23 protein-coding genes and 1 pseudogene are annotated in these 22,746 nt (G+C 63.0%); 15 read left to right on the top strand and 9 right to left on the bottom strand.

The genetic code is table 11. The features are described from left to right. Positions 1–41 precede the first annotated feature (41 nt). From GSQ90_RS32935 to GSQ90_RS24345, 5 genes and pseudogenes are all read left to right on the top strand, one after another. Positions 42–707, top strand: a pseudogene (locus GSQ90_RS32935) (serine--tRNA ligase); the annotation flags it as partial. A 144-nt stretch (positions 708–851) separates the two neighbouring features. Next, complete coding sequence (serS, locus tag GSQ90_RS32930; protein ID WP_371418444.1) at positions 852–1,505, top strand: serine--tRNA ligase; 654 nt, start codon at positions 852–854, stop codon at positions 1,503–1,505. Between the two features lie 278 nt (positions 1,506–1,783). Then, on the top strand, positions 1,784–2,548 hold the full coding sequence (gene surE, locus GSQ90_RS24355) for a 5'/3'-nucleotidase SurE (protein WP_158817567.1): 765 nt from the start codon (positions 1,784–1,786) through the stop codon (positions 2,546–2,548). Between the two features lie 57 nt (positions 2,549–2,605). Then, on the top strand, positions 2,606–3,259 hold the full coding sequence (locus GSQ90_RS24350) for a protein-L-isoaspartate O-methyltransferase (RefSeq protein ID WP_158817566.1): 654 nt from the start codon (positions 2,606–2,608) through the stop codon (positions 3,257–3,259). 141 nt (positions 3,260–3,400) lie between these two features. After that, positions 3,401–4,678: a peptidoglycan DD-metalloendopeptidase family protein gene (locus GSQ90_RS24345; protein ID WP_158817565.1), complete on the top strand. Its 1,278-nt coding sequence runs from the start codon at positions 3,401–3,403 to the stop codon at positions 4,676–4,678. Positions 4,679–4,810: 132 nt separating this feature from the next. Here GSQ90_RS24345 and GSQ90_RS24340 read toward each other — a convergent pair whose 3' ends face one another. Beyond that, on the bottom strand, positions 4,811–5,683 hold the full coding sequence (locus GSQ90_RS24340; protein ID WP_158817564.1) for an ATP-binding protein: 873 nt from the start codon (positions 5,681–5,683) through the stop codon (positions 4,811–4,813). Between the two features lie 197 nt (positions 5,684–5,880). Between GSQ90_RS24340 and GSQ90_RS24335 the strand changes: the two genes are divergently transcribed. Genes GSQ90_RS24335 through GSQ90_RS24325 form a run of 3 tightly spaced genes read left to right on the top strand, consistent with a single transcriptional unit; the run spans position 5,881 to position 7,127 of the window. Then, a complete protein-coding gene (locus tag GSQ90_RS24335) occupies positions 5,881–6,267 on the top strand; it encodes an iron-sulfur cluster assembly accessory protein (RefSeq protein WP_246731753.1) in 387 nt (128 codons plus the stop codon). A gap of 12 nt (positions 6,268–6,279) precedes the next feature. Then, on the top strand, positions 6,280–6,672 hold the full coding sequence (locus GSQ90_RS24330; RefSeq protein WP_158817563.1) for a TfoX/Sxy family protein: 393 nt from the start codon (positions 6,280–6,282) through the stop codon (positions 6,670–6,672). 35 nt (positions 6,673–6,707) lie between these two features. Further along, a complete protein-coding gene (locus tag GSQ90_RS24325) occupies positions 6,708–7,127 on the top strand; it encodes a DUF6157 family protein (protein ID WP_158817562.1) in 420 nt (139 codons plus the stop codon). 3 nt (positions 7,128–7,130) lie between these two features. Here the strand turns inward: GSQ90_RS24325 and GSQ90_RS24320 are convergent, their stop codons facing one another. Next, positions 7,131–8,666, bottom strand: a complete 1,536-nt coding sequence (locus GSQ90_RS24320; RefSeq protein WP_158817561.1) for a DEAD/DEAH box helicase — start codon at positions 8,664–8,666, stop codon at positions 7,131–7,133. A gap of 472 nt (positions 8,667–9,138) precedes the next feature. Here GSQ90_RS24320 and GSQ90_RS24315 point away from each other — a divergent pair, with 472 nt between their 5' ends. Next, on the top strand, positions 9,139–11,091 hold the full coding sequence (locus tag GSQ90_RS24315) for a methyl-accepting chemotaxis protein (RefSeq protein ID WP_158817560.1): 1,953 nt from the start codon (positions 9,139–9,141) through the stop codon (positions 11,089–11,091). A 37-nt stretch (positions 11,092–11,128) separates the two neighbouring features. Here GSQ90_RS24315 and GSQ90_RS24310 read toward each other — a convergent pair whose 3' ends face one another. From GSQ90_RS24310 to GSQ90_RS24290, 5 genes are all read right to left on the bottom strand, one after another. Continuing rightward, positions 11,129–11,653, bottom strand: a complete 525-nt coding sequence (locus GSQ90_RS24310; protein ID WP_158817559.1) for a CoA-binding protein — start codon at positions 11,651–11,653, stop codon at positions 11,129–11,131. 19 nt (positions 11,654–11,672) lie between these two features. After that, positions 11,673–12,494 carry an enoyl-CoA hydratase gene (locus tag GSQ90_RS24305; RefSeq protein WP_158817558.1) on the bottom strand — a complete coding sequence of 274 codons (822 nt, stop codon included), beginning with the start codon at positions 12,492–12,494 and terminating at the stop codon, positions 11,673–11,675. Positions 12,495–12,610: 116 nt separating this feature from the next. Next, complete coding sequence (locus tag GSQ90_RS24300) at positions 12,611–13,516, bottom strand: phosphonopyruvate hydrolase (protein WP_246731752.1); 906 nt, start codon at positions 13,514–13,516, stop codon at positions 12,611–12,613. A 140-nt stretch (positions 13,517–13,656) separates the two neighbouring features. Continuing rightward, positions 13,657–14,544: an NAD(P)H-binding protein gene (locus tag GSQ90_RS24295; protein ID WP_158817557.1), complete on the bottom strand. Its 888-nt coding sequence runs from the start codon at positions 14,542–14,544 to the stop codon at positions 13,657–13,659. 127 nt (positions 14,545–14,671) lie between these two features. Beyond that, the gene (locus GSQ90_RS24290; protein ID WP_158817556.1) at positions 14,672–15,556 is read right to left on the bottom strand and encodes a helix-turn-helix domain-containing protein; all 885 of its coding nucleotides are present in this window, start codon (positions 15,554–15,556) and stop codon (positions 14,672–14,674) included. 188 nt (positions 15,557–15,744) lie between these two features. On the opposite strand from GSQ90_RS24290, the gene GSQ90_RS24285 reads away from it, so the two are divergent. The 4 genes from GSQ90_RS24285 to GSQ90_RS24270 all read left to right on the top strand — a co-directional run bounded on the left by GSQ90_RS24285 (position 15,745) and on the right by GSQ90_RS24270 (position 18,264). Continuing rightward, the gene (locus GSQ90_RS24285) at positions 15,745–16,200 is read left to right on the top strand and encodes a PaaI family thioesterase (protein ID WP_158817555.1); all 456 of its coding nucleotides are present in this window, start codon (positions 15,745–15,747) and stop codon (positions 16,198–16,200) included. A 153-nt stretch (positions 16,201–16,353) separates the two neighbouring features. Beyond that, on the top strand, positions 16,354–16,824 hold the full coding sequence (rplM, locus tag GSQ90_RS24280) for a 50S ribosomal protein L13 (RefSeq protein WP_158817701.1): 471 nt from the start codon (positions 16,354–16,356) through the stop codon (positions 16,822–16,824). 5 nt (positions 16,825–16,829) lie between these two features. Beyond that, complete coding sequence (gene rpsI / locus GSQ90_RS24275; RefSeq protein ID WP_158817554.1) at positions 16,830–17,306, top strand: 30S ribosomal protein S9; 477 nt, start codon at positions 16,830–16,832, stop codon at positions 17,304–17,306. A gap of 316 nt (positions 17,307–17,622) precedes the next feature. Further along, the gene (locus GSQ90_RS24270) at positions 17,623–18,264 is read left to right on the top strand and encodes a TetR/AcrR family transcriptional regulator (protein ID WP_158817553.1); all 642 of its coding nucleotides are present in this window, start codon (positions 17,623–17,625) and stop codon (positions 18,262–18,264) included. A 137-nt stretch (positions 18,265–18,401) separates the two neighbouring features. Here the strand turns inward: GSQ90_RS24270 and GSQ90_RS24265 are convergent, their stop codons facing one another. Further along, a complete protein-coding gene (locus GSQ90_RS24265; RefSeq protein WP_158817552.1) occupies positions 18,402–19,226 on the bottom strand; it encodes an SDR family oxidoreductase in 825 nt (274 codons plus the stop codon). Between the two features lie 75 nt (positions 19,227–19,301). After that, positions 19,302–20,330 (bottom strand): aldehyde reductase, encoded by a 1,029-nt coding sequence (locus GSQ90_RS24260; protein WP_158817551.1) that lies wholly within the window; start codon positions 20,328–20,330, stop codon positions 19,302–19,304. A 70-nt stretch (positions 20,331–20,400) separates the two neighbouring features. Between GSQ90_RS24260 and GSQ90_RS24255 the strand changes: the two genes are divergently transcribed. Then, on the top strand, positions 20,401–20,958 hold the full coding sequence (locus GSQ90_RS24255) for a TetR/AcrR family transcriptional regulator (protein WP_158817550.1): 558 nt from the start codon (positions 20,401–20,403) through the stop codon (positions 20,956–20,958). A gap of 444 nt (positions 20,959–21,402) precedes the next feature. Then, entirely contained in the window at positions 21,403–22,578 is a 1,176-nt protein-coding gene (locus tag GSQ90_RS24250) for a phosphotransferase (protein WP_158817549.1), read from the top strand. Positions 22,579–22,746 lie beyond the last annotated feature (168 nt).

Raw genomic sequence — 22,746 nt, 5'->3', positions numbered from 1 at the left:
AATTGCGTCGCCGTAAGCCACTAAAGAATCGGATCAAACCTGTGCATGACATCAAGACGATCCGGGACGATCCGGAAGCTTTCGACGCGGGCCTTAAGCGGCGGGGTCTCGACCCGCTCGCGCAGGCGCTGATCGCGCTCGACGACAGGCGCCGGGCGGCGATCGGCGAATTGCAAAAAGCGCAGGAGCGCCGCAACGCCGCTTCCAAGGAAATCGGCCAGGCGATGGCGCGCAAGGACGCGGCGGCGGCCGAGGCGTTGAAGGCCGAGGTCGCGACGCTGAAGACGCGGATGCCGGAGATGGAGGCTGAGGAGAAGGTTGCGCTCAAGGAGCTAGAGGAGAAACTCGCCGCCATCCCCAATCTGCCCGCGCATGATGCGCCGAACGGTCGCGATGAAAACGACAATGTCGAAGTGCGCCGCATCGGCGCAAAGCCGCATTTCCCCAACAGCTACAAGCCGCGCGAGCATTTCGAAATCGGCGAAGCGCTTGGCCTGATGGATTTCGAGACGGCGGCGAAAATGTCGGGCGCGCGCTTTGTCGTGCTGAAAGGCGTGCTGGCGCGGATGGAGCGCGCGCTGACGCAATTCATGCTCGATCTGCATACGGGCGAGCATGGGTACGAGGAGGTCGCGCCGCCGTTGCTTGTGCGCGATGACGCAATGTTTGGCACGGCGCAACTGCCGAAATTTGTTGACGACCAATTTGCTGCGGTTGGTCTCAGGGAGTTCGGGAAATCGATCAGCTTCGACCGAGGTGCTAGGAATACCGTCAACATTTTTGAGAACATAGCAGAACGAGAGATTAAGGACGACGCTGACCTAGAGCGGCGGGTTGATGCAGAGAAAGCGATGAACGAGGCTGTGTTAGGGGCTGGTTTAGCTGCTGCTGCCAAACACTGGCTCATCCCCACCGCCGAAGTCCCGCTCACCAATCTCGTGCGCGAATCCATCGTCGACGAGAAGCGACTGCCTCTGCGCTACACCGCCGGCACGCCGTGTTTCCGCGCCGAGGCGGGCGCGGCGGGGCGCGATACGCGCGGCATGATCCGTATGCACCAGTTCAACAAGGTCGAACTCGTCTCGATCACGACGCCGGAGGAATCCGCCGCCGAGCACCAGCGCATGACCGCCTGCGCCGAGAACGTGCTGAAACGCCTCGGCCTGCATTTCCGCACCATGGCGCTTTGCACCGGCGACATGGGCTTCGCCTCGCAAAAAACCTACGACATCGAAGTGTGGCTGCCGGGGCAGGGGCGTTTTCGCGAAATCTCGTCCTGCTCGGTCTGCGGCGATTTCCAGGCGCGCCGCATGAACGCCCGCAGCAAGGCGGCCGACGCCAAACACACGCGCTTCGTCCACACGCTCAACGGCTCGGGCGTCGCGACGGGCCGCGCTTTGGTGGCGGTGCTGGAGAATTACCAGAACCCCGACGGCTCCGTGACGGTGCCCGAAGCGCTCAGGCCCTATATGGGCGGGCTGGAGCGGATCGAAGCGCGGGGATGACGGGGATAGCGCCCCTTCTCCCGCCTTCGGCGGGAGAAGGTGTCGTGCGGAGCACGACGGATGAGGGCGGCGGCCCTGGTTACGACGCCAACCGCCCCGCGGTATTTAGGGCCATCACGCCGATAGGCCCTCGTCCGACCTTCGCTTACGCGAAGGCCACCTTCTCCCGCGAAGCGGGAGAAGGGGTTGGTGCGACCTTGACGCAGTCGCGCGAATCGCGCCGGCGCGCTAGAAGACGGCTCACTCATTGACGCGCCTTGCGCGCGAACGGATAGTCCATGCGCATCCTCCTGACCAATGACGACGGCATCCATGCGCCGGGCCTTGCGATATTGGAGGCGATCGCCAAGACCCTTTCCGACGATGTCGTCGTGGTCGCGCCCGAGACCGACCAGTCGGGCGTCGCCCATTCGCTGTCGTTGAACAATCCGCTGCGGCTGCGCGAAATCAGTCCGCGCCATTTCGCCGTGCAGGGCACGCCGACCGATTGCGTCATCATGGGCGTGCGCAAGATCATGGCTGACGCCAGGCCCGATCTGATCCTGTCGGGCGTCAATCGCGGCCAGAACGTCGCCGAGGACGTCACCTATTCCGGCACGATCGCCGCGACCATGGAGGGCACGCTGATCGGCGTTCCCTCGATCGCTTTATCGCAGGCCTATGGCGGCCCGGAGGGGCACAAGAGCATCCGTTGGGATTGCGCCGAGACTCACGCGCCTTCGGTGATCGCCAAAATATTGAAGACCGGCATTGCGCCGGGCATTCTGGTCAATGTCAATTTTCCCGCCTGCGCGCCCGACGAGGTCGCCGGAATCGCCATAACGACGCAGGGGCGGCGCGACACGGAATTGCTGCGCATCGAGGAAAGGCGCGATGGGCGCGGCAACCCTTATTATTGGCTGATGTTCAAGCGCGGCAATTTCACCCCCGAAGCGGGGACCGATATCGAGGCGATCGCGGCGGGGAAGATTTCGCTGACGCCGCTGCGCCTCGATTTGACCGACGCCGAGACGCGAAGCCGCTATGCCAAGGCCTTCGCCTGAATTTGAATTGTTGCGGGAGGATGCGATGCGACGACGTCGCTCTTGCGGGAGCGAGAATTGAGCGACAACGTCGACGCGCAGGAGCGGGCGCAATTCATGTTGCGCATGCGCGCGCGCGGCATTCAGGATTTGAGCCTGTTGCGCGCGCTGGAGCGCGCGCCCCGCTCTCTATTCATGCCCCAGCGATACCAGGACATCGCGGCGCGCGACATTGCGTTGCCGATCGGCTGCGGCCAAACCGCGCCGCCTCCCTCGATCGTTGCTTCGATGATCGAGGCGCTGAATCTGAGCCGCGCCCATAGCATTTTCGAAATTGGCGCCGGGACCGGCTACGCCACGGCCCTGCTCTCGCAACTCGCCGGACAGGTTCTCTCAGTCGAGCGCTGCCAGACGCTGGCGCTGGAGGCCTCGACGCGGCTCGAGGCCTTTGGCGTCGACAATGCGCAGGTGGCCTGGGCGGATGGGCTGTCGCCAAGCGCGCAAGTCGGGCCGTTCGATCGCATTATCGTCCATGGGCTGATCGACTCTCCCGATAGCCTCGCCCAGCTTCTGACCCCCGACGGCGTGCTGGTGGCGGTCATGGCGGAGGAAGGCCATGAGCAGCGCATCGTCCGCCTGACGCGCGACGGCGAGGGCCAGATCGTCACTGGCGATCGCGGCCCCGCGCGCTCCTTCATGCGCCTCGCCGAAGGGCTGACGCGCGGCCTTTGATCGGGCCGGCGGAACGCGAACGCTCAAGGTCGATCGCTTTTTCACAAAGTTTTCTCAATTCGATTCATCTTAAACCTTCCCTTAACTGAGAGAGGGCACACTGACTTTATCGTTAAGTGCGTTTCCGAGTGGACAAAGTCGATGAGTGAAAGTGCAGCGTTGAATAAGACGCGGATTGCCGCGCGTATCGCTCTTGCCAGCCTGCTCGGGGCGTGGCTTGCAGGCTGTTCGTCGGACTCGACGCGCCTGTCGGAAAGCCCCTTCGCCAATCCGTTCGCCAGCGCTTCCAACGACGAGAGGCCGGTTCCGAACGCCAATGTCTCGATGAATACGTCATCGCAACCCAACGCCAATTACGCCGCTGCGGCCCATCCGAGCCCGGTCGCCGTATCGGCCTTGCCTGCGCCCGCCCCGACCTCGACGGGCGCGATCGCCAGGCCGACGACGACTCAGCCGATCACCGGTTTTGGCAATGGCTGGCGCGCGGCCGGCGGATCGCCGGTCGTCGTGGCCGACGGCGACAACCTCGACAGCGTTTCCCGCCGTTACGGCGTGCCGCCAGGGGCGCTCATGAAGGCCAATGGCTTCACCTCGCCCTCGCAGGTGCATGGCGGCGTCCGCTTGATCGTTCCCGTCTATGACGCTTCCAGCAAATCGGCCTCGGCCGATGTGCAGGACTCGCCTGCGCCAAAGGCTTCGAACAAGAAGGTCGTCGACAAGGCCGATAGGGCAGACAAGGCCGATAGGGCAGACAAGGCCGATAGGGCTGACAAGGCCCGCAAGATCGCGGATGAGAAGGCCGACGCGACGCACAAGGTTAAGAAGAAGCCCATCGACGCCGACGCGGCCAAGCTTGTCGCCACGGCCAAGCCTAAGGTCGCCGAAGCGGCGCCCAAGCCAGTCAATGTCGCCAAGGCTGATGTCTCAGCCCCCGTGGCGACGGCGTCCAAAAAGAAGCCGATCGACGCGACGCCGACAGGCAACGTGAATGCCCAGCAAGCTGTTGTCGCCCCGGCGCTTACAGGCACCCAGGCCGATGCGGCGGGCGTTGCCCCCGAGTTCCGCTGGCCGGCGCGCGGCCGCATCATTCAGGGTTTTAAGGCGGGCGGCAACGACGGCATCAACATCGCCGTGCCGGAAGGCACGTCGGTCAAGGCGGCCGAGAGCGGCGTCGTCGCCTATGCCGGCAGCGAATTGAAGGGCTATGGCAATCTTATTCTGATCCGCCATCCCAACGGCTTCGTCTCCGCCTACGCCAATAACGGCGAACTGGACGTCAAGCGCGGCGAAAGCGTCAAGCGCGGCCAGATCATCGCCAAGTCAGGCCAGAGCGGCAATGTGTCCTCGCCGCAATTGCACTTCGAATTGCGCAAAGGCTCGACGCCGGTCGATCCCACGAGTTTTCTCGCCGGCCTCTGATTTTCCGGCGGGAGATACGTCCAGCCTCCAATCTGGACCCGAAGAGAACCCGCAAGCCTATCGCGAGACACGTTCGGTCTGTGGGTGTAGACGAAGGCGGCGGGTCCAAAGAAAGGCCCGCCGCTTTTCTGTTTATTCGTCGATCCGGCGCTCGAGCCGTCCAGCCAGATCCTGAATGAATTGCCACGCGGTGCGCCCCGAGCGCGAACCGCGCGTCGTCGCCCATTCCAGCGCATCGCGCTCGGTCTGTTCGCGCGGCGCATCGAGGCCATAATGATCGGCATAGCCGAACACCATTGCGAGATATTCGTCCTGGCTGCAGCGGTGGAAGCCGAGCCAGAGGCCGAAACGGTCCGACAGCGAGACCTTCTCCTCCACGGCCTCGCCGGGATTGATCGCGGTCGAGCGTTCATTTTCCATCATGTCGCGCGGCAGCAGATGGCGGCGATTGGATGTGGCGTAGAACAGGACATTGTCGGGCCGCCCTTCAATGCCGCCCTCAAGGACCGCTTTGAGCGACTTGTAGGAGGCGTCGTCGCCGTCGAACGAAAGGTCGTCGCAAAAGACGAGAAACCGCAGCGGCGCATCGCGCAGCAAAGCCATCAGCCCGGGCAGGCTTTCGATATCCTCGCGATGGATCTCGATCAGTTTCAGCCTGGGCCCATCGCCGGCGGATCGCAGAATCTCGGCATGCGCCGCCTTGACGAGCGATGATTTGCCCATGCCGCGCGCGCCCCATAACAGCGCATTGTTGGCGGGCAATCCCCTGGCGAAGCGTTCGGTGTTTTGCGCAAGCGAGTCGCGGACCCGGTCGATGCCGCGCAGCAGCGCCATATCGACCCGATTGACGCGCGCGACCGGCGCGAGGCGCCCCTCGTCCGCATGCCAGACGAAGGCGTCGGCGGCGTTGAAGTCAGGCGCGGGCGGCGGCGGGGGCGCCAGCCGCTCCAGGGCTTCGGCGATGCGGGCGAGCAACGCGCCGGCCTCTGGTGACGAATTCGACATGGGGCTTTCCTGATGCCAAGCGCGTCATTTGCCACAATAATGCGCCGGGCTCCAGCAGCGGCGTTGTTTTGCTCGCCGATTTGCGGGCGCAGGGCTGGGCCTATCTGCGGCCATAACTCGCCCTGTTAATATCCGTCCGGCATTGCTATATTGGGCAAGAATTCGCCGGGCCTTGAACCCGGTCGAAGGAGAGACCGATGGGATCGATAAGCTCCAGATTCAAGGTGATGACGCTGACCGAGGCGGCGGCCGAGCGGGTGCGCGAGATCATCGCCGCCTCCGACAAGCCGATCGCCGGCTTGCGGGTCGGCGTCAAGAACGGCGGTTGCGCCGGCATGTCCTATACGATGGAATTTGCCGAAAGCTCCGCGCCTCATGACGAGATCATCGAGGACAAAGGCGTGCGGGTGTTGATCGACCCCAAAGCGGTGCTGTTCCTGCTCGGCACGCGGATGGACTTCAAGACCGATCGCCTGTCGGCGGGCTTCGTGTTCGTCAATCCCAACGAGACCTCGGCCTGCGGCTGCGGCGAGAGCGTTGCGATTACGCCGGCCAGCGCCGACGCTCTGTCCGCGAGCGCCTGAGCGGGGCGACGCATGGACGCTGAGGGGCTGAAGGAACTGTTCGAGCCCTTTGGCCCGGTCAGCGTCAAGCGGATGTTCAGCGGCCACGGAATCTACGCCGACGGATGGTGTTTCGCTTTATCGCTGCGCGGCGAGATTTATCTGAGAACCGATGCGGAGAGCGCGGCGGCGTTGGCCGCCGCCGGATCGTCGCCGTTCGTCTATGAGCGCGGCGAGAAGTCGATAACGACGAACCTGTGGCGGCTGATCGCCAGCGCCTATGACGATCCGGACGAACTCAAGCGATGGAGCAACCTCGCTCTGGCCGCGGCGCGACGCATCGGGGAAGCGAAGGCGCACAAGGCCATGGCGCGCAAAGCCAAGGCGACGGCGCCCCGCAAGAAGACCGCGCGCAAGAAAATCTGAACCTGGCCGCAGCGCTATCAAAATAGGTCGTGAAAATGGCGACGCACATCACCAATGCATTTGTCGTGGTCGCCGATGATTGCCCAGCTCCGCGCGGCGTTGCTCCCGCGCGAAAGGGCGGAAAATCCACGGTCGCTGTTCTCGAATACGAACTTCTGTCCGCGCATCCCTACCGGCACACGCTCGAAGATCTCATCTTCGAAGTTCATCTGGCGCGAAGCAAAATTTCCGATGAGGAGCGTCAGGCGCGCGGCGATGAAATCCGCGCCGCGCTTTTCCAGAAACCGCACGCCTGCATGCGCGCATCGCCCTTGACCAAAAGCTATGGCTGGGGCGCCCATTATGACCAGGACGGCAGACTGGCGATCTATCCGCGCGAGTCGCCCGAATATGCGCGCCTGTCGAAAGCCAAGAGTTTGGACGTCTCCAAGGCGATGCGAAACAAGCGCGCCTGAGCGCTATTCCTCCGCTTCGACCTTGACCGGCGGCAGTTTGACGGCGCGGAGGAGAAAACTAGGCACATGATCGCCCATGCCGACGATCCGCGCATCCGAATCGTCAGCGCCGCGATGCGGCGCGGCGCTTTCGCGCGGCGGCCGGCTGGCGTCGCCCGGTCGAACCGGCTGGCGATGTTGGCGGGCCTCGCGCGGGGCGTGAACCGCCTCCGTCTTCTCCGATTGCGGCGGGCGATGGCGCTCCTGGCGCCGAGGCTCATGACTTTCAGATTCCGGGCTGGCCTCGATCGCGGCGGGCCGCTCGGCGCGATGGCGGCGCGGCTCGCCGCTGGTCGACCGGCCGCCGCGTTCGCGGCCGCGTCGCGGGCTGCGTTCCTCCCGCGGTTCCGCCACAGTCTCTTCGACGTTGGGTTCTTCGCCGCCGACCTGCCAATCGATCTTGCGTTCGATCAGTTTTTCGATGTCGTCGATGGCGCGCGCATCGGCGCGCGAAACGATGGTCAGCGCCGCGCCGAGCTTGCCCGCGCGCCCCGTGCGGCCGATCCGATGCACATAATCTTCGGCATGATGCGGCGGATCGTAATTGATGACATGGCTGACGTCGGGAATATCGAGCCCACGCGCCGCCACATCCGAGCAAACGAGCAATTGCACCTGGTCATTGCGGAAGGCGTCGAGCGCGGCCATGCGCGTGCGCTGATCAAGATCGCCATGCAGCGCGGCGACGGAAAAGCCGTGCTTCTCCAGCGAGCGATAAACGACCGCGACGTCGCGCTTGCGATTGCAGAAGATGATGGCGTTCTTGAAGTTCTCGGCGCCGCGAATGATCTTGCGTAAACTCGCGCGCTTCTCTTCCGGCGATGAACCCGAACGCACGAGCGTTTGCGTGATCCCCGCCGCCGTCGAGGCGGCGCGAGCGACTTCGATGCGAATGGGATTATGCAGGAACGTGTCGACGAGACGGGTGATTTCCGGGGGCATCGTTGCCGAGAAAAACAAGGTCTGGCGTGTGAACGGCACCAGCTTGCAGATGCGCTCGATATCGGGAATGAAGCCCATGTCGAGCATGCGATCGGCTTCGTCGATGACCAGGATTTCAATGCCGGTCAGCAGCAACTTGCCGCGTTCGACAAAGTCGAGCAGACGGCCGGGCGTCGCGATGAGGACGTCGGCGCCGCGCATGATCTTGGCTTCTTGATCGCCGAACGAGACGCCGCCGATCAGCAGCGCGAGATTGAGTTTGTGATTGACGCCATATTTGGCGAAGGCTTCCTCGACCTGCGCGGCGAGTTCGCGCGTCGGCTCAAGGATCAGCGTGCGCGGCATGCGCGCCCGGGCGCGCCCTTTTTCCAGCCGCGAAAGCATGGGCAAGGTAAAGGCGGCTGTCTTGCCGGTGCCTGTCTGGGCTATGCCCAGCACATCGCGGCCCTCAAGGGCGTGGGGAATGGCTTGTTCCTGGATGGGCGTCGGCGTGTCATATCCCGACGATTCGACGGCTTTGAGCACTTTCTCGCTCAGGCCGAGTTCATTAAACTTCATTTGTTCTGCCTAGATGAGGCGCTTTGAGCGCTTGAAGCGCGCCGCGCGCCGATAGCGCTATTCATGGGAGGGCGCGCTCTTCGCGCCACGCAACGCCGGACCCGCGCAAGGGCTCTCGGCGCGGGCAGCTATAGGGCCATTTCGCGCAAAGTCAATGAAATTGCGAATTTTCGGCGCAATCAGGCGTGCGCCGCGGCCGCTTGAGGGAGAGGCGCTCGGGCCCAGCCGGACGCTTTGCGAGCATATTTGACCGCTTTTTGAGCAGCCCGCTGGCCGCGCTGATATTCGGTTAACCTTCGTTCACTATGATCATCGCCATGACGTGTCGATTCCGCCGCGCGCATGCGGCGGATCGAGGGCATGACGCCGTACGTTCTCCCGGCTTCGCTCCGGAATGTGTGTGCTCCACCTCTCATTTTTGCACAATGACATTCTGCTCATTCCTCGGCGATGCGCCAATCTCGGAGTCACCATGTTCAGTCGGCTGAAAATCGCGTCGAAGCTGTTGATTGGGTTTAGCGCGATTCTCCTGCTGCTGATCGGGATCAGCGCTCTGGCGACCATCAGCAGCATGCGATCCAAGGACGCCCTTGAGAACGTTACAAAATTGAAGGGCGACGAGGTTCTGGAACAGCGCGTCGAAAAGCGCGTATTCGAGGCGCGGATGCATTTCTGGATCGCGCTTGGATCGGGCGATTCAAAGCACTGGAATAAGTCCGGCGAAGGCTTTGCGGTCGCTGACGAATGGCTGGACGATCTGCTCGCGAGCACCACCGATGCGGAGCTCCACGGCAACGCGCAAAAAATGTCTGAATTGGTCAAAGGCTACCGGAAGCTGGCGAACCGCTTGCGCTTCGCGCAGCAGCAGGACGGCAGCCTGAGCGCCGACGCGATCAAAGCCGCGACCGCCGACGCGGCCAAGATCGAAGATTCAATGACAATGCTGGGAGAGGAGCTGTCGACGCAATATCGGAACGCCTCCGAAGCGACGGTGGCCGAAGCCAAGGAATCGGCGAGCTATGTCCAGACGCTGATCTTTTGGGCTGGAAGCGCTGGCATCACATTGGGAATTTTGCTTTCATTAGTGTTCACCAGGAGCATCGGCCAGCCCATCATCAAGCTGACCCGCGTCATGAAATCGCTCGCGACGGGCGATCTGAATGTGTCGCTCGCCAATGCCGCGGACCGGAATGAAATCGGCGAGATGGCCAAAGCGATCCTGGTGTTTCGGGATGCGGCGATCGAAAAGGCTCGTCTCGAGGAAGAGGCAGCGAAACAGCGCCTTCATGCGGATGACGAACGCAATCGCAACGAGCAGGGGCAACGCGAAGCGATCGCGCGGGAGCGCGCGACTGTCGCTGATTCGGTCGGCGCGGGATTGTCGAGATTGGCGGCCAAGGACCTGACCTACCGCATGTCGCGCGACATTCCCGACGCCTATCGCAAGCTTCAGATGGATTTCAACGCGGCGATTTCGCAACTTGAAGAAGCGATGCTCGGCGTCGTTGGAAGCGCCGATGCGATCCATTCGGGATCGCAGGAAATTTCGGCGGCGACGGCTGATCTGTCGCGGCGCACCGAGCAGCAGGCGGCGAGCCTCGAGGAAACGGCGGCGACGCTCGATCAGGTCACCGCGACGGTCAGGAAGGCGGCTGAAAGCACGATCCACGCCCGCAAGGTGGTGGCGACAGCCCAGGGCGACGCGCAAAAGAGCGGGGAAGTCATCCGCAAAGCGGTCGCCGCGATGGGCGCCATCGAGAAGTCCTCGCAGCAGATCAGCCAGATCATCGGGGTCATCGACGAGATTGCGTTCCAGACGAGCCTGCTCGCGCTGAACGCCGGCGTCGAAGCGGCGCGGGCGGGCGACGCCGGCAGGGGCTTTGCCGTCGTGGCTTCCGAGGTGCGGGCGCTCGCGCAGCGTTCGGCGGAAGCGGCCAAGGAGATCAAAGGTCTGATTTCGACCTCGACGACGCAGGTCAGCCACGGGGTCGCGTTGGTGGCGGAAACCGGCAGCTCGCTTGAACGGATCATGGCGCAGGTCACGGAGATCAACAATGTCGTCTCCGAGATCGCCGCGGGCGCGAAAGAGCAATCGACGGCGCTCGAGGAAGTCAATTCGGCGATCAACCAGATGGACCAGGTGACGCAGCAGAACGCGGCGATGGTCGAGCAGTCGACCGCGGCCAGTTACGCGCTGGCGGAGGAGACCGAACAGCTTTCCGTGTTGATCGGTCAATTCCAGGTCGGCGGCCGGGAAGAGGACGACCCCATTCGACGCCAATTGCAAGAGGTCGCGCCGCACGCTTTTCCGGCAAAATCCGCGACCGCGAACGGCGCGCGCCTTGACGCGGGCGATGCGCCCCGGCGGCCGGTCCGCGCCTCGCTCGTCGGCGAGTTGGCGGGCGTCGCAACGGGCGCACGCTGAGGCGCCCGGCTGATCAACGAGCGCCTTGAGGCTCCAACTATTTCGGCTTGATCGTCAGTCTCTGAAATCCTGCGCCGGCCAGCACGGGCTTCTTTGCGGAAATGACGCGCGAGTTGACGCCGGTCCAGCCGATCTCGCCGGAAAGGCGGCCGTATTCGATTTTCGGACAGCGGTTCATCACGACTTTGACGCCGCGCGCCTCGGCGCGCGCCGCCGCCGCGTCATTGCGCACGCTCAATTGCATCCAGATCACGCTCGGCAAGGGGACAAGCGTCAGCGCTTCGTCGACGACAGCGCCGGCCGCTTCCGAATTTCGGAAAATATCGACCATATCGATCGGCCCCGGCGCCTCCGCCAGCGATCCATAGACCTTGATCCTGTCGATCGTCCCGCCGGCCAGCCCCGGATTGATCGGCAGCATATTGTAGCCGCGCCCCGCCAGATATTTGAGGACGAAATAGGACGGCCGCGCCTGATTGGCCGAGGCGCCGACCATCGCGATCGTCTTCACCGCGCCCAGAATGCCGCGGATGTAAGCGTCGGGATAAGAATCGTGGTTCATTGGGGCGACCGACGCGTCATCATTCGCGTTCCCATTGCGGCGGCCGCTTCTCCAGAAACGCGTCAATGCCCTCGGCGGCGTCGGGAAGCAGCAAATTCTCGACCATCGCGCGCCCGGCGACCGCATAGGCCTCGCTCAAGCTCAACTCGACCTGTTCGTAAAATGTCTTTTTGCCGATGGCCAAGGTCTTGGCCGAGCGCTGCGCCAGGCCCGCCGCCATTTCCTGTGCGCGCGCCAAGGCCTGACCCGCGGGAACGACCCGGTTGATCAGACCGAAACGCTCGGCGTCGTCGGCCGAATAAAGCGCTCCGGTCCAGGCCATTTCCATCGCGTGCTTGCGCGATATCGTGCGCGCAATGGCGACCATGGGCGTCGAACAGAACAGGCCGATATTGACGCCCGGCGTCGCAAAGCGGGCGCCTTGTCCCGCAATCGCCAGATCGCAGGACGCGACAAGCTGACATCCCGCCGCCGTTGCGACGCCTTCGACCGCGGCGATCACGGGCTTGGGCAAATTGACGATCGCCTGCATCATTTGCCCGCACGAGCGCATCAGACGCTCATAGAATTCCTTGCCCCCGTCGCGATCGTTCCTATGAGCGGCGATCTCGCGCAGATCGTGCCCTGACGAGAATGCCGGCCCCTGGCCTGCGAAGACGATGGCGCGCACGTCCGGCTGATGCGCGATATCGGCCAGCGCATCGTTCAACGCCTCGATCATCGCCAATGAAAGGGCGTTGCGGGAGCCGGGATCGTTGAGCGTCAATGTCGCCACGCCCATGCTGTCGCTGCGACGCAGAAACGGGGCAGGGGCGGCGACATCCTTCGGAGCGGATTTCATCTTCGCTTGCTCATAAGGCGTCCTGATCGCGTTTCAACCTGAAATTGGGGTCCAGATTGCGAGTCCCTATCCCAGATAAGATCGTTTCGCACAATGCAATCTTCAAGCGTCCCAGCTTAACGCAGATACGCCTTCTCCAGCTCTCGCATGCGCGCATCGCCCTGCAGGGCGAACACGTCGGCGACGGAGGCGATGTCGCCTTCCACCCCGGCGATGCCGCCTTCAGCCAGAATGCGCTTAAAAGCGCTCCGCATCGCGGCGATGGCCGCGCGAATGGCGTGATTGCCGCAGATGACCAGTCCGACCTTGCCCAGTTCAGCGATATCCGCGAACGAAAGCTGGGGATAGCTGGTGGGCACCAGCGCCAGCGGCGTGCGCCTTGGCCAGGCGCGACAAAAGGATAGGATCTCGTCGGGCGTTTTCTGCTTGCTATGGATCAAAATAGCGTCCGCACCCGCCTCGACATAGGCCGCGCCGCGGCGGAGCGCCTCGTCCTGACCCAGCCCGGCGATCAGCGCCTCCGTGCGCGCGACCACCAGCATGCCGCCGACCGCCTTGGCCGCTTCGATCTTGCCCTGGAATTCAGCGATCGACACGAGCGCCTGCCGCCCGCCTGGACGCAGGCTGCTATCCTTCGGAAAGGTCTTGTCCTCCATGACCACGGCCGCTACGCCAGCCGCCGCGTAGCGCGGTACCGCATAGGCGACGTTCACCGCATTGCCAAAGCCCGTGTCGATGTCGGCGATGACGGGGGCGTCCTGCGCCTCTCCGATCGCGCGCATCATCTCCAGATGCGTTCCCATCGGCAGGATGCTGGCGTCGGGGACAGCGTAGGAGGCGGACAATTCGAAGCCGCTGCCCCATATCGCGTCGAAGCCGGCTTCGGCGGCGAGCTTGGCGGCGAGCGGGTTGTGCGCGGCCATCGCCAAAGCGGGCCGGCTGGTGTCGAGCCGGACGCGCAGCGCTGCCGCTTTTGAATTGCCCTGACCCATCATGTCGTCCTTGCGAGACTTGAGCGCCACGGCTCGCTATCCGAGCCTCAGCGTTCCCAATTCACCAGAAATACGCCGAAGAGAACAGGAGGAATTGGATCGGCTTCTCGGCAAGCTGCTCGAGCCTTGGGGCAGGGGGCAAAGGCTCGGGTTAGTCAGTAGCTGTGCAATCAAGGTGCGTCTTGATGCGCCCTCTGAAAGATTGGAAGATCCGCGAAATCCGTCTTGCCGCGCCGAATATCCGTCGCGCCCGGCTCCACATCGATCAAGCCGGAATTATGGGCGTCGTAGAGTTCAGCGACAAGGCCAGCGTAATTGGCGCTCAGACCGCCGCGCATCAGGGTCGGAAGCCAATCCGGGCGCGGCAATTCGCGGGCGGCGACATCGCGGCCAAACGCGCCGCTGAGCACCTTCGCGACATCCAGCGCGGTATAACGGCACGGCCCTTCGACATAGACCACGCGGGGCGTTTCGGCGAAGCCAGGCGACGCGAGAAGATCGGCGGCGACGAGACCCACGTCGCTTGCCGAGACCATCGGAAAAAGCTTGGTCAGCGGATGATGCAGGCTCGGCAGAATGCCCGTGTCGGCGGCGACCTTGAACAGACGCGACCAATTCTGCATATGCTCGGACGATCGCAGCAATATCAGGGCCCGGGCTGTCTTGCGCAATTGCGCCTCCAGATAATGGAAGGCGAGCGTAACGCCCGTCCCCGCGCCGCGTTCGGCGCCATAATCCGAGATCGCAAGGACCCTGGCGGGTCGGGCGATGGCGAGCGCGTCGCAGATCGCATCGACGATAGCGCGCATATCGGTCGCGGGGTCTTGCATTTGCGGGCTGATCGGACAGATCGCCTGCACGGCTTGCGCGCCCTCGATCGCCTTCGCGATCGCACCCGCGTCGCCCAAATCGGCGATTGCGATCTCGCAACCCAAGGCCTCAAGATCCAGCGCTTTCGATCGATCGCGCACGACGGCCCTTACTGGCAGTCCGCGTTTGCGCAATTCGCCAACCGTTGCTCGGCCGGCCTTCCCGGTTGCGCCAATGATGGCGAACATATTCGTCTCCTGCGAAAGAATTCGCGGAAGATGCCGAGATTTCGCTGGGCGGTCGCGCAGATTCGGACAGCCTAGCGCAAATTCCGCCGGAAATTTCGCCCTTGGGCGGCCGCGCCGAAATGGGTCGCTAGCGGCGCATGGCGACGATCTGACGAGGCGTAACCCCGAGGATGCGTTTCATGCATTGCGCCATATGGCTCTGATGCGCAAAGCCTGCTTCCAGCGCGACCTGGCTGATCGGCGCTTCGCCTAAATGCAGCAGGGATTGGGCGCGCTCGACGCGGCGACGCATGACATATTGATGGACCGGCAGGCCGATCGTCTGCGGAAACAGCGCCTTCAATTGCGACACGCCTATGCCGGCGACGAGCGCCAGATCGGCGAGCGAAAGGCTTTGATCGAGATGGGCCTCGATATACGTCAGAAGCCGCCGCTTCTGGGGAGGCGAGAGCGTTGGCCTAGCCGGCCGGAAAGCGCCGGGCCGATCGGCTTGCAAATGGACCAGCCGCACAGCCAAAGCGACGCCGAGGCTGTCGACATAGAGGCGATCCGAAAAAATTGTCGCCTCCAGTTCGGCCTTGAGGGCCCAGGCGATATGTTCGATCCGCGGGTCGCGCATCTGGAAGCGCGGCGAGAAGACCATGCGGTCCGTGTTCATTCCGACATCTTCGGCGGCCTGTCGAACGAGGGCGTCGCTCACCGAAACGCGCAAAATGGTGCAATCGGCATCGTCTTCCCATTCCCCGTCGAACCCCGCAGGCACGAAATCGGCGTCGCCATGCGATTGAACGCGCCGGTGAAATTGGCCATCGCAGCGGCAAGCGGCGTTGACGGCGGCGCCGTAATGCACGCCGAGCCTGTGCGACGGGGTCGCCGCGACCCGCGTCGGGCCTGCGAGAATGTGCCGAAATTCGGCTTCGAGGCCGCGCCAGCCGCGACCCTGGCTGGTCAGGGCCGCGCGCGCATCTGCGGGAGTAGGGGAATCGGGTGGTTCGATGGAGGAAATATCCATTTCAACTCCGCAAGATTATGACGCCCCGACGAACGCGGCGCAGGCGGCCATCGCGAAAGGCCTATCGGTAGGCTCTTGATGTAAGCCATGCCGTCTGGATTTCACCTATGGCAAGGCCGATCAAATGAAATGGCGTCGCATTCGGCTTCGGGCTATTGGTCGGGCGCTTGCTCGCAACGGACGCCAGAATGCACTCACCCGCCACGCCGCCTGTTCTCGACGCGGAAGCCGTCTCCGCCTATCTCGCGGCGGAATTTCCGCAGATCGGGATCGGGCGAAATTTCAGCGTCGAGGCGGTTGGGCCGATGAGCGCGCGCCTGCGGCTTCACTTCCGCGCCGACCAATTGCGCCCCGGCGGCACGATTTCGGGACCGACGATTTTCGCGCTCGCCGATGTCGCGCTTTACGTCGCCATTCTGGCGCAGGTCGGCCATGTCAAACTCGCCGTCACCACCAATCTCAACATCAATTTTCTGCGCAAGCCTGGCCCGAGCGATCTCATCGGCGATGCGCGGCTGTTGAAGCTGGGCAAGCGGCTGGCGGTCGGCGAAGTGACGATGTTTTCTGTCGGCGCGCCGGAAATCGTCGCCCATGCGACAGGAACCTATTCGATCCCGCCGCGCAACGAAGATGAGGTATTATAATACCGCATCCTTGAACGCCGCATATTTCTAGGGGTTCAGCGGACTATTCGTTGCGATTTGGCATTGACGCTCGACCCTTTCCACCTCTATAAGCCCGCTGCTGACCGGGTCGCCGCAGCGGCGGCCGGCATTCTTTTTACGGAATTTTGCTTCATGTTCGGTAAGACCCATTCGACCAAGACGGCCGATGTCGAGAAGAAATGGCTTCTCATCGACGCCAAGGGTCTTGTTGTCGGACGCCTTGCGACGATCGTCGCCATGCATCTGCGCGGCAAGCATAAACCCTCGTTCACGCCCCATATCGACGATGGCGATAATGTCATCATCATCAACGCCGAAAAGGTGGTCCTGACCGGCCGCAAGCGCGACAACAAGGTCTACCATCACTACACCGGCTATATCGGCGGCATCAAAGAGCGGTCCGCCAAGTCGATCCTCGAAGGGAAGTTTCCCGAGCGCATCGTCGAAAAGGCGGTCGAGCGCATGTTGCCGCGCGGACCGCTGGGACGCCAGCAGTTCAGCAATCTGCGCGTCTACAAGGGCCCCGATCACCCGCACGCCGCCCAGACGCCTGTCGTTTTCGACATCGCTAGCCTTAACGCCAAGAACAGCCGGAGCGTTTGACAGATATGGCCGATACTCTTTCATCGCTCGCGGACCTGAAGGGCTCAGAAGCCGCGCCGTCCGACGCGCCCCATTACGTGCAGAAGCTCGACAAGCAAGGCCGCGCCTATGCGACCGGCAAACGCAAGAATGCGGTCGCCCGCGTCTGGATCAAGCCCGGCAAGGGCGCTGTGACGGTCAACGGCCGTCCGCTCGACGTCTATTTCGCGCGCCCGGTTTTGCGCATGATCCTCAATCAGCCGCTGGTCGTCGCCAACCGGCTCGCCCAATATGACCTGATGATCACCGTCGCCGGCGGCGGTCTGTCGGGCCAGGCGGGCGCGGTGCGCCATGGCCTGTCCAAGGCCTTGACCCATTATGAGCCCGATCTGCGCGGCGCCCTTAAGAAAGAGGGCTTCCTGACGCGCGATTCACGCGTCGTCGAACGCAAGAAATACGGGCACAAGAAAGCCCGCGCGAGCTTCCAGTTCTCGAAGCGCTGATTGCGCGGACATTTCCACTTCTGGACAAAGGGCGGCTTCGGCCGCCCTTTCTTTTTGGGCGGTTCAATAATCCTATCGCAATGATTGTGGATCAATTCGATCAAGAATCATCCCGCTCATCGACGCAGGGGTCTTTCCCGGCCCATTCGGCGGCGTCGGTGTGCGCCTGCCGGTCGGATATTTCCTCGAAGCCGGCGGGCTAGCCGATAAGCGGAAGGCCGATGCAAGAATCTAGGGTTGGTTTGCCCGGAAGCGTGGCCGCTGTTAAACGTCCCGTGTTGGCGTTCGGCTGGGCGACACCATACGGCGAGGCGGCATGACCACGGCCAAAAGAACCTTTACGCGGCGCGAGCCGAGGCAGCAACGCTCGCGGCAGACCGTGGACTGGGTGCTTGAGGCGGTCCAACTTGTGGTGAAGCGTCACGGAACCCAGGCCATCACCACGAATCGCATCGCGGAGGCCGCCGGCGTTAGCGTCGGGTCGCTTTATCAGTACTTCCCCGACAAGCGCGCAATCTTCACCGCCCTTCATGACCGACACGTCGACGATGTACGGCAGGTCATCGGGCAGACGACGGCTGCCTGCGCCTCGGCTCCGCTGCAGGAATTCACGCGCGAACTCGTCCAGGGCCTGGTGAATGTGCACGCGGAAGGTGCGGAACTGCACGAGATTGTCTCGTCCGCCGTTCCGGAGAGCGCTCTGGGCTTCAAGAACGCGCTGCATGACACGTTCGGATGGGTATTGTCACGCGCCGACCAGGAGCGGTACAGCCTCGACGAGAAGGAGCGAATGCTCTTTGTCCTTCCACGCATGGTGGAATCGCTCGTGCACGGAGCGGTCCCCCAAGCGCGCGCGCTCTCGCGTGATGTCGCCAGGAGCGAGGCGATCCGTACCGTACTGGTCTACGTGAATTCTTTTCAGGGGGCACGACAAGAACGGCACGAAATTGTACGCTAAGCTAGTGGAAAGAATCTGACACTTGATACCCGCCGCTGGCGCGCCGAAGGCGACGTAGCGGGACCGCGCTTCTGGTAGGAAGCGGACCTCGTCATGGTCGTAGAAGGGCGGAAAGCAGCCGTTTCAGCTAAGCGTGGTTACGAGGCGGAGAGACCGAACCGCGCCCTCATGCCAGCGAAGAAGGTCGCATCATCGACGGCGCGGCGCTGTGCAAGCAGCTGCACCGCGTCCGGCGTCGCCTCGTACCGAAGTTGATCCGCGCCATCTGTAGCCGCGGTGAAAATGACCTCTGCGACCGCCTCGGGGGAGGTTCCCGCTCCCGAGCCCGGGCCGAGCGCGCGGGCGAGCGCCTGCACAAGGGGCTGATACTCGGTCAGGCTGGCGTCATTGCTGAAGTCGAAGGATCGTCCGCCGAAATCGGTCTTGACCCGACCGGGCTCGATGATCTTCACGCGAACGCCGAGCGGGGCCAGCTCATAGTGCAGGGCTTCGGAAATGCCTTCCACGGCGAACTTGCTGCCGTGATAGAGCGTGCCGAGCGGGAAGGTCATCCGACCGCCGATTGACGAGACATTCAAGATCACGCCGGCGCCCTGCTTGCGGAAGTAGGGCAGCACCGCCTGCGTCGTCGCCATGAGGCCGATGACATTGGTGTCGAACTGGCGGCGAATCTTCTCGAGCGGGGTCGCTTCCAGCGGGCCGTAGGCGCCGTAGCCCGCATTGTTGAGAAGAGCGTCGATACGACCGAAGCGGCTGATTCCCGCGTCCACCGCTAACGAGATCGAGTCGATGTCCTGCACATCCAGGCGAGTCACAAGAGTACGTTCAAGGGCCGTGAGCTCGGCTTCCTTGTCCGGGTCGCGCATCGTGGCGATCACGTTCCAGCCTTTGACCTGGAAGAGCTGAGCCGTGGCGCGGCCAATGCCGCTCGATGCGCCGGTGATCAGGATAGTGTTGGTCATGGGACGTCGTCCTTTTGAATTACAGAGAAGGAGGGTGAGGGTCGAGGTGAGCTGATGAGAAGCGTCGTACGGCGCTCAGAGCAGACCTTCGGCGCTGAGGCTTCGCGCCGTGTCGGCGATGGCGTCGTCGTTGGATCGCGGAGCCCAGCCGAGCTCGCGCTTCGCCTTTTCCGCCGAAACGGGGCGCAGCTTGTTCAGTTCATACATCCGCGCGCGAACGGCGGGATTGCGCAGGGCGGACAGCCGAACAAGCCAGCTCGGCAGACGACGGGTGGGCACGCGGCCGGCCAGCTCGGGCGTCCGCTCCCGCAGGGCGCGGCCTACGTCCTGCAACCAGTAGAAGTCCCCTGCGCCAATGAAGCGCTGGCTTGCCGCGTTCAGCGACCGGAGGGCCCTGATATGCAGGTCTGCGATGTCGCGCACATCCACCAGGGGCCAGCCGAAACGCGGCAGCCCGGGCATCGAGGTGCGCAGCAGCGAGCGCACGATCTCCACCGAGGCGGAGAAGTCTCGTCCCAGCACCGGCCCGATCACTGCGCCGGGGCAGATCGTGACGAGCTCCAACGCGCCACCTTCGCGCGCATGCCAGTCCCAGGCGGCGCGCTCCGCAATCATCTTCGACCGCTCATAGGCGGAGCTGTCTGTCCTGTCCCTCGGGTCCGACCAGTCGGCCTCGGTATAAGGCTTCGACCGTCCGCCGTGGCCGTAGCAGACGGCGGCCGACGAGGACGTCATCACCACCCGGCGCACGCCGGCGTCCCGGGCCGCCTTCAGCACGCGAAGCGCGCCATCACGGGCTGGGCGCACCAGCTCGTCATCGTTCTTGGGGCTCTCCGACGGGATCGGCGACGCCACGTGCAGCACGCCCGAGCACCCGGCGCAGGCGTCCCACCAGCCGTCGTCACCGTTCAGATCGGCGACCCGCACCTCCAGTCGTCCGTCAGCATCTGCGAGCTTTGCGATCGCCTGACGCACGTCCGCCTCTCGGGTACGGCTGCGAACCGTCGTCACGACGGAGGCGCCCTCACGAAGAAGCTGGGCGATGCAGAAGCTTGCGATATATCCTGACCCGCCGGTCACCAGCACGCGATCAAACTCAGCCATGAAATCCTCCTTGCCTGCGGGCCCAAATAGACACAAAGGTCACATTATGTCTAGTATGTCTGATCAAGGAATGCAACGGATCCTCATCGCGGCGTCGACCCTGTTTGGGCGCAACGGCTTCCAGCGCACGAGCATGGCCGACATCGCCCGCGAGGCGGGGATCGCGCGGGCGACCCTCTATCTGCGGTTTTCAGAAAAGCGCGCCGTCTTCGAAGCGCTGGCCGCCGCCCTGGTCGATGAGGCGCTCAAGGCCGCGGAAGCCGCGTGGGACGACGCGGCGCCGCTCTCAAAGAATCTCGCGGAGACCATGCTGGCGAAAGAACTCATGTTCTTTCGGATATTGAGGAACAGCCCGCACGGCGCCGAGATGATGGACCTCCAGGCGGAGATCAGCCCGACCCAGGCGCAGCGGCTCGGCGACGGCTATGGCGCCTTGCTCGCGCGCCGGGGCCATGAGGCGGCTGAAGGCGGAGCGGATCTGTCGACGTTCGGCGGCGCTGACGGTTTCGCAGCGTTCCTGGTGAAATCGGGGTCCGGCCTGAAATACGAAATGCATACCGAGGAAGAGTTGCGGGAAGGCGTTGTTCGGCTTTCCAAGGTCGCTGCGCGGGCAGCCGGTCGAAACTGAATGTCTTCGCAACAGCCGCAATCTTAACCGGGCTGATCGTCGTAGCGCCTCCGCCATGGATCAGAACGCCAGGGAAATGTCAGCTTTGGGTCGTTTCTTACCGTTGGGTTCGGGGCTAAAAGCGGACGTTCCGCTAATCGTCGACCGCGCGCCAAAATCGGGGACTCAAACGTCAGATTTGCACCACCAGAACGGACTGAGAACCCCGTCGCGTGTGCATGAAGCTATGCCGCCAGCGAGAAGGCCTTGCCGCACTGGAGCGATCGAAAACCATCCGGCAAATCCGGGCGCTCATTCCAGGAATATATTCCGGTCAGATTGATAGGCTCCCAGGTCAAAGGCGATCTCACCAGCTCTGCCGGCAAACTGACCATGGGCGCCATCAATACGGTCGCGAGATGATGCTTCTCAGCCCGTTCTGGCTTAGCTAACGTAGAAACATCAATGGATCAGGATCACATAGGCAAATTTCCTGCCTCTTGCCGGGAGACGCTGCATTCGGCGTTGAGAGCCGCCTTTGGCTCCATCAGGATCGATAAGATTGCCCCGATATCGGGAGGCGTTTCGGGCGCCTTCCCTTTTCGTGTCGATATCGGGGACCGCCGTTACGTTGTTCGGGTGGAGGGTCCCACCCGCCCCTTACGCAATCCGCATCAATATGATTCGATGCGGATCGCGGCCGAGGCCGGCATTTCGCCAAAAGTTCATTACATTGATGAGCCAAGTCGGGTTGTCGTGATGGACTTTATCGAGGTACGACCACTGCGATCCTATCCAGACGGGCCCCAGGGGCTGGCTCGGGCCTTGGGAGAATTACTGCGTCGCTTGCAGGCAACAGCGCCCTTTCAATCATTTGTCGCCTATCCGGATATGGTTGACCGCCTGTGGCGATGGGTGTGTCAGACAGGATTGATCGCGCCCGGGCTGCTGGATCCCTATACGGAGCGTCTGGCGCATATCCGCGAAACTTGTATCTGGGAGCCGGCCAATCTTGTTTCCAGCCACAGCGATCCTGTCCCGCTTAACATCCTCTTCGACGGCAACCGTCTTTGGCTGATCGACTGGGAAAATGCATTTCGCAACGATCCTCTTGTCGACGTGGCGATCGTCCTGGACAATCTTGCGCCATCGCCCGAGTTGGAAAGCGCGCTATTGAGGGCTTGGCTTGGCCGCGATCCCGACGACGAACTTCGTATCCGACTTGTCCAGGTGCGAGCGCTTACTCGCCTTTTCTATGCGGGTGTCCTCTTCAGCGCCTCCGCCGCAGCCTCTGGCGCGTTGGCCGACGATGATCTTTCGGCCATGCCCACCGCAGAATTCCGGCATGCTATTCGCGAGGGCCGATTGCAACTTGGCGGAGAAGGCGCCGAAGGCGGCCGCGGCGGGATGGGTTCTGGCCCCGTTGGAGGGCCGCCGCCAGATAGTAGAGAGATTGATCGGGGGCGCCATCCTTTCATTCAAGGGCTTCTAAAGTCCCTGCCGGAGCCTGATACAAATTGGGCAGTGGAAGGGCGCGCTAAGTGGTTGCAAGCGGCTGCAAATTGCTTCGATTTGATGTACAAAGGCAGCGGCGAGATTCATATCACAGCGAAGGCGGAGCCGACGCGAAGTGAGCATTAATGCCCGCGAAAAAACACCAAATCACCGACGTCGACCGCGCCGCTAACATCCGCAAGCTGGCGCGCGAAGTCGAGGCCAGCAACGATCCGGCAGTGCTAGACGGGGCGCTTAGAGTCCGTCCCATAACTTCGCGATTAATTACATAGCTTTCGGAGCATGAGGCGGATC

It is taken from the genome of Methylocapsa sp. S129 (genome assembly GCF_009765995.1).
GTDB lineage: Bacteria > Pseudomonadota > Alphaproteobacteria > Rhizobiales > Beijerinckiaceae > Roseiarcus.
Note: the sequence above shows the minus strand (reverse complement) of the source record. Positions and strands in the feature narration are given on the sequence as shown.